Raw genomic sequence first — 2,798 nt, 5'->3', positions numbered from 1 at the left:
GGCGAGCAACTCCTGCCGGGCGACCGCCCGCACGCCGACCCGTTCGACCCCACCGGGGCCCGCCTCGCGCGCCGCCTCGACGCCGAACTCGTACGCCGCGCCGAGGAATGGGCGGCCCGCGAGGGCGTCAGCCTGTACATGACCCTGCTCGCCGCGCTCGGGGTCCTCGTGCACCGCTACACCGGTCGCACCGACCAAGCCGTGCTGGCCCCGTTCGCGGTCCGTCCGCTCGCCGAGCTGGAGGACGTGGTCGGGCCGCTGCTCAACACCGTGCCGCTGCGCTTCGCGGTGGAGGACACCGACACGTTCCGCGACCTGGTTTACCGGGTGCGACCCGTGGTGCTCGACGCGCTCGACCACAGCGCGTTGCCCTACCTGGAACAGCTGCGCTTCGCGGGCATGACGGGCGCGGACAACGCCACCCCCGTGTCGCAGATCCTGCTCGCGGTACAGAACCATCCGGGCGCGGTCACCGAACTCCCGGACCTGAGACTGGAGTTCCTGAACGAGGTGTGCAACGGCGGGGCCAAGACCGACATCTCGATGTTCGTCGAGTTTCCCGCCGCGGGCCCGTTGCTGTCGGTCGAATATCGCACCACCCGCTACGACCCGGCCTCGATCGAAACGATCATCGACCACCTGATGGCGCTCCTCGCCGAAGGCGTGGCCGCCCCGGATCGGCCGATCGCCGAAACGATCATGTTCGACCACGCGGAACACACGTATCTGGTCGAGGCCGACAACCCCGCCGCGACCCCCGTGGCCGACCTGCGCCTGCACGAACTCGTCGCCGCGCAGATCGCCCGCACCCCGCACGCGGTCGCCGTGTCGGCCGACACCGGTACCCTCACCTACGCCGAACTGGACGCCCACGCCCAACGGTTGGCCGAAATTCTGCGCGCGCACGGCGCCGAACGCGGCACGCTCGTCGCGATCGCCATGCCCCGCTCCCACTTGCTGCCGGCCGCCCTGCTGGGCGTGCTCCGCGCCGGCGCCGCCTACCTGCCCATCGACACCGACCAACCGGTCGCCCGCAACCGGGCCCTGCTCGACGACGCCAAGGTCACCCTGATCGTCGGCGAACGCGCCCACGCGGCCCGCACCCCACTCCTGGCCGAACCCGGATACGACGTCGTTATCGTGGACGGCCCCGAAATCCACCGCGCTCCCGAGACCGCCGGCCCCGCCGTACGGATCGAGGCCGAGGACCCGGCCTACCTCATCCACACGTCCGGCTCCACCGGTCGGCCCAAGGCGGTCGCCGTGCCGCATCGGGCGATCGTCAACTTCCTGCTCTCGATGGCCCACGAACCCGGACTGACCGCCGCCGACACGATGGCCGCGGTCACCACGCTCACCTTCGACATCGCCGCCCTCGAACTGTGGCTGCCGCTCGTGGTCGGCGCCCGGGTCGAGATCGCCGACCGGGAGGCGAGCACCGACGGGCGCGCACTCGGCGACTGGCTCACCCGTCGCGAGGTGACGGTGTGCCAGGCGACCCCGGCCACGTGGCGAATGCTCGTGGAGGCGAACTGGCCCGGTCGGCCCGAACTGGTCGCGTTGTGCGGCGGCGAGGCGCTCACCGGAGACCTCGCCGGCGCACTGCTCGAACGCTGCGGCGCGCTGTGGAACATGTACGGCCCGACCGAGACGACCGTATGGTCCACCACCCTGCGGGTCGACCGGGCGCACGCCGCGCGCGGCGTGGTACCGCTCGGCGCGCCCATCGCCAACACCCGCGTCTACGTGCTGGACCCGGCCGGCCGGCCCGCGCCGATCAACGCGCCCGGCGAACTGTGCATCGCCGGTGCCGGGGTCGCGCTCGGCTACCTCGGCCGCGCAGACCGGACCGCCGAACGCTTCGTCCGCGACCCGTTCGGGCCGCCCGGCGCGATGATGTACCGGACCGGGGACATCGCCTGCCGGCGCCGGGACGGCACACTCGACTACCGCGGTCGCGCCGATCATCAGATCAAACTGCGCGGCTTCCGGATCGAACTGGGCGAGATCGAGGCCGGCTTGACCGCGCTGGCCGGGGTGTCCGCCGCGGTCGTGACGCTGTGGGACGGGCCGGCCGGGCCGACGCTGGTCGGCTACGTGGTGTCCGACGCGCCGTTCGACGCCGAGGATGTACGGGACGCGCTCGGCGAGCGGTTGCCGCGGCACATGGTGCCCGGTGTACTGGTTCCGCTCGACGCGCTGCCGCTGACCCCGGCCGGGAAGATCGACCGGGCCGCGTTGCCTCGCCCGCGACCCGGTGGCAGCGGCGCGCCCCCCGAGGGCGACTGCGAAGAGATCCTGGCGGAGATCTGGCAGGACCTGCTCGCCCCGCCGCGGATCGGCCGCGACGACGGGTTCCTGGCGCTCGGCGGTAATTCGCTGCTCGCGCTGCGCTTGATGGCCCAGGTGAGCGAGCGCTTCGAGATCGACTTCCCGTTGCGGATCGTCTTCGAGGCGCCGACGCTGGCCGCGATGGCCCGGCGGATCGAGGACATCCTGCTCCGCGAACTCGACGGTCTCGACGGTCTCGGCGAACCCGACGGTCTCGGCGGTCTTGACGGTCTTGACGGTCTTGACGGTCTCGATGAACCCGGCGGTCTCGACGGTCTCGACGAAGCCCGCGAACTCGGCGAACTCGGCGAACTCGGCGAACACGGCGAACACGGCGAACACGGCGAACACGGCGAGTCGGGGGAGGCGGGCACGCGATGACCGACTCCGGCGACACCCTCATCACCAGGCCCGAACCCGATCCCGAACCCGTCCCGGACCGCGGTCCCGTACCCTCACTCGACGCC

At 72.0% G+C, this 2,798-nt stretch carries 1 protein-coding gene; it reads left to right on the top strand.

The window, feature by feature from the left end:
* On the top strand, nucleotides 1-2,712 hold a 2,712-nt coding region (locus GT354_RS26310), incomplete at its 5' end, for a non-ribosomal peptide synthetase (protein ID WP_161358858.1).
* Nucleotides 2,713-2,798 lie beyond the last annotated feature (86 nt).

It is taken from the genome of Streptomyces sp. SID3343, assembly GCF_009865215.1.
Classification (GTDB): domain Bacteria; phylum Actinomycetota; class Actinomycetes; order Streptomycetales; family Streptomycetaceae; genus Embleya.
The sequence above is the reverse complement of the archived record's forward strand: the minus strand, read 5'-3'. Positions and strand labels throughout refer to the sequence as shown.